The sequence below is a fragment of the Pseudomonas sp. S37 genome (genome assembly GCF_016658545.1).
GTDB lineage: Bacteria > Pseudomonadota > Gammaproteobacteria > Pseudomonadales > Pseudomonadaceae > Aquipseudomonas.
On the sequence record NZ_JACVZC010000215.1, the window covers coordinates 1 to 2958 of the forward strand.

At 63.9% G+C, this 2958-nt stretch carries 4 protein-coding genes and 1 pseudogene; 4 read left to right on the forward strand and 1 reads right to left on the reverse strand.

What is annotated here, in order from left to right:
- Positions 1–181: pseudogene (locus tag IAE39_RS29270) on the reverse strand (hypothetical protein); the annotation flags it as partial.
- A gap of 197 nt (positions 182–378) precedes the next feature.
- On the opposite strand from IAE39_RS29270, the gene IAE39_RS29275 reads away from it, so the two are divergent.
- The 4 genes from IAE39_RS29275 to tsaA all read left to right on the forward strand — a co-directional run bounded on the left by IAE39_RS29275 (position 379) and on the right by tsaA (position 2875).
- A complete protein-coding gene (locus IAE39_RS29275; RefSeq protein WP_201207936.1) occupies positions 379–834 on the forward strand; it encodes a GNAT family N-acetyltransferase in 456 nt (151 codons plus the stop codon).
- A gap of 120 nt (positions 835–954) precedes the next feature.
- The gene (locus IAE39_RS29280) at positions 955–1665 is read left to right on the forward strand and encodes an rRNA pseudouridine synthase (protein ID WP_201207937.1); all 711 of its coding nucleotides are present in this window, start codon (positions 955–957) and stop codon (positions 1663–1665) included.
- Between the two features lie 49 nt (positions 1666–1714).
- Positions 1715–2176 (forward strand): DUF1456 family protein, encoded by a 462-nt coding sequence (locus tag IAE39_RS29285; protein ID WP_201207938.1) that lies wholly within the window; start codon positions 1715–1717, stop codon positions 2174–2176.
- Between the two features lie 6 nt (positions 2177–2182).
- Positions 2183–2875, forward strand: a complete 693-nt coding sequence (gene tsaA, locus IAE39_RS29290; protein WP_201207939.1) for a tRNA (N6-threonylcarbamoyladenosine(37)-N6)-methyltransferase TrmO — start codon at positions 2183–2185, stop codon at positions 2873–2875.
- Positions 2876–2958 lie beyond the last annotated feature (83 nt).

Below are 2958 nucleotides of genomic sequence, written 5' to 3' on the forward strand. Positions count from 1 at the left end.
CACCACCACCGCCGTGACCTCCACCACCACCGCCGCCATGGCCGCCACCGCCACCGCCATCTTTGGCATAGGCACTGGACCCGTGGGAAATCGAATCAGGGATCAACACAATCGACGCGGACAGCACGCCAGCTACGGCAGCCGCGAGTAGAGCCTTCTTGAACAGCAGGTGGATTTGCATAGTCCGTCTCCAGGTCTTCGCCACGAGAACGCCAAATCAGTCAGGAATTCTGTTGTCAGTTTGTTCTTTCCATTGCGTGGGATTTTTTCCCACACCAAATTAATAGACCCCGCCAGCCCGGCGTTCAAGCGCCGCGCCAACAAGCCGACCAGTGGTTGGCCTGCTATGTTTTCCCTATCGCCACGGAGGAACACGGCATGCCTGCGCCACTGACGCTGCAAACCCCGCGCTTGAGCGACTACAGCGAACTGGTCCAGGTGTGGGAGGATTCGGTACGCGCCACCCACGACTTCCTGCCAGAGGGCTACATCCTGCTGTTGCGAGAACATGTGCTGCGCCGCTACCTCGACGCCGTGATGCTGATCTGCTGCAAGGACCGCCAGCGCATCTGTGGCTTCGCCGGGGTCGCCAATGGCCGCGTAGACATGCTGTTCGTCGCGCCGGCCTACCGTGGCCAAGGAGTTGGCAAGCGCCTGCTGCGCTATGCCATCAACGAACTGAATGCCGAATGCCTGGACGTCAACGAGCAGAACCCGCAAGCCTTGGGCTTCTACCTGCATGAAGGTTTCGAAGTGATCGGCCGCTCAGCCACCGACGGCCTGGGGCAACCCTACCCGTTGCTGCACATGAGGCTGATGCGTAGCAACCCCTGAAGTGGCGACTGAATATGCCGCGGCAGGTCGGCAAAATGGCGCAACTGACACAGATTCCCATCATCAAGCGCGTAGGGGCAGGTACAATGGTGGTCTTTCCCTGCCTTTGCGAATTACCCCATGTCTGAACCCGTCCGCCTGTCCAAACGCCTCATCGAGCAACTTGGCTGCTCCCGCCGCGAGGCCGAGCAGTACATTGAAGGAGGCTGGGTAACGGTCGATGGCGTGGTGGTCGAGCAACCGCAGTTCAAGGTCGAGCAGCAGCGCGTCGAACTGCTGCCGGGCGCCCGTGCCGAAACCCTCGAGCCGGTAACCCTGCTGATGAACCAGCCTGCCGGCATGGACAGCGAAACTGCCCGTGCCAGCATGAACATGGGTAGCCTCAGCGAAGCCCACCGTGAGGGCGTGCGTGCCTTGCACGGGCACTTTGCCCGGCAGGCCTGCATCGCGCCGCTGGAGCGCGGTGCCAGCGGCCTGCAGGTGTTTACCCAGGACTGGCGGGTGACCCGCAAGATCGAGGCCGACCTGCGCCGCCTGGAGCAAGAGTTCATCGTTGAAGTACGTGGCGAGACCACGCCTCAGGCGCTGGAACGCCTGGCCCGCGGTGCCACCCGCAATGACCGCGAGCTGCCCAAGGCCAAGGCCAGCTGGCAGAACGAAACCCACCTGCGCATGGCCCTGAAAAACCCGCAGCCCGGTCAGATCGCCGAGCTGTGCGCCTACCTGCGCCTGGAGCTGGTCGGCATGCGCCGTATTCGCCTGGGTGGCGTGTCGATGGGCAAATTGCCGCTGGGCCAATGGCGCTACCTGGCCACTACCGAACGTTTCTAAGCAATACGCCGCGCTGGAACGCGCGGCTACTGAACAGGATTTTGCAGCAATGAACCACAACGACGTCCTGCGCAGCCTGCGCTACATGCTCAAGGTGAACGACGCCAAGATGGCCGAGATCATCGGGCTCTCCGGGCTTGAAGTGAACCCCTTGGTGCTGGCCACCTACCTGAAAAAAGAGGAAGAGGAAGGCTTTGTGCGCTGCCCGGAACGGGTGATGGCGCACTTCCTTGATGGCCTGGTGATCTACCGCCGCGGCAAGGACGACAGCCGCCCGCCACAACCGGTCGAGCTACCCGTCACCAACAACCTGATCCTCAAAAAGCTGCGGGTAGCCTTCGAACTCAAGGAAGACGACCTGCACGCGATCCTCAAGTCAGTCAATTTCCCGGTCAGCAAGCCCGAACTGAGCGCGCTGTTCCGCAAGGCTGGCCACGACAATTACCGCCCGTGCGGAGACCAGTTGCTGCGCAACTTCCTCAAGGGCCTGACCTTGCGCGTGCGCGGCTGAGTGGCCATGCAGCATACGGTTGCCCCGGTCGGTATCGTCCGCTCCTGCTTCAAGGAAAAGTTCGCCATCCCGCGGCAACCACAGCTGGCTCCCGCCGCGCGCGGTGTGCTGGAGCTGCTGCCGCCGTTCGACCAGGGTGACGCCGTCGAAGGCCTGGAGCAGGTCAGCCATGTTTGGCTGCTGTTTCTGTTCCACCAGGCCCTTGAAGACAAGCCGCGCCTGAAGGTGCGGCCACCGCGCCTGGGTGGCAACAAGAGCATGGGCGTGTTCGCCACCCGCGCCACCCACCGGCCCAATGGCATTGGCCAGTCGGTGGTGCGCCTGGAAGGCGTCGAGCCAGGGCGCCTGTTGCTGTCCGGGATCGACCTGCTGGACGGCACGCCAGTGCTGGACATCAAGCCCTATGTGCCCTATGCCGACAGCATTGCTGGCGCCAGCAACCAGATGGCCAGCGCCGCGCCTGCGGCCATTTCCGTGCAGTGGGCCGAAAGCGCCCTGCCCCAGGCCCGCGAGCATGCGCTGCGGTTGGGTGAGCCGCTGGTGGAGCTGATCGAGCAATGCCTGGCGCAGGACCCACGGCCGGCCTACCAGGTGCCACCGGCGGAGCGGGTATATGGGGTGAGGTTCTGGGATGTGCAGGTGCGGTGGCATTACCCGCAGCCGGATGTGATCCGGGTGTTGGAGGTGGTGCTGGCCTGACCTCGATTCAGGCCTGTTCGCCGTCCCTTGTTGGGGCGGGGGGGGGGGGGGGGGGGGGGGGGGGGGGGGGGGGGGGGGGGGGG

Coding starts and splice junctions, on each gene's coding strand:
- IAE39_RS29275 (WP_201207936.1), top strand. CDS start 379: ATGCCTGCGCCACTGACGCTGCAAACCCCGCGCTTGAGCGACTACAGC.
- IAE39_RS29280 (WP_201207937.1), top strand. CDS start 955: ATGTCTGAACCCGTCCGCCTGTCCAAACGCCTCATCGAGCAACTTGGC.
- IAE39_RS29285 (WP_201207938.1), top strand. CDS start 1,715: ATGAACCACAACGACGTCCTGCGCAGCCTGCGCTACATGCTCAAGGTG.
- tsaA (WP_201207939.1), top strand. CDS start 2,183: ATGCAGCATACGGTTGCCCCGGTCGGTATCGTCCGCTCCTGCTTCAAG.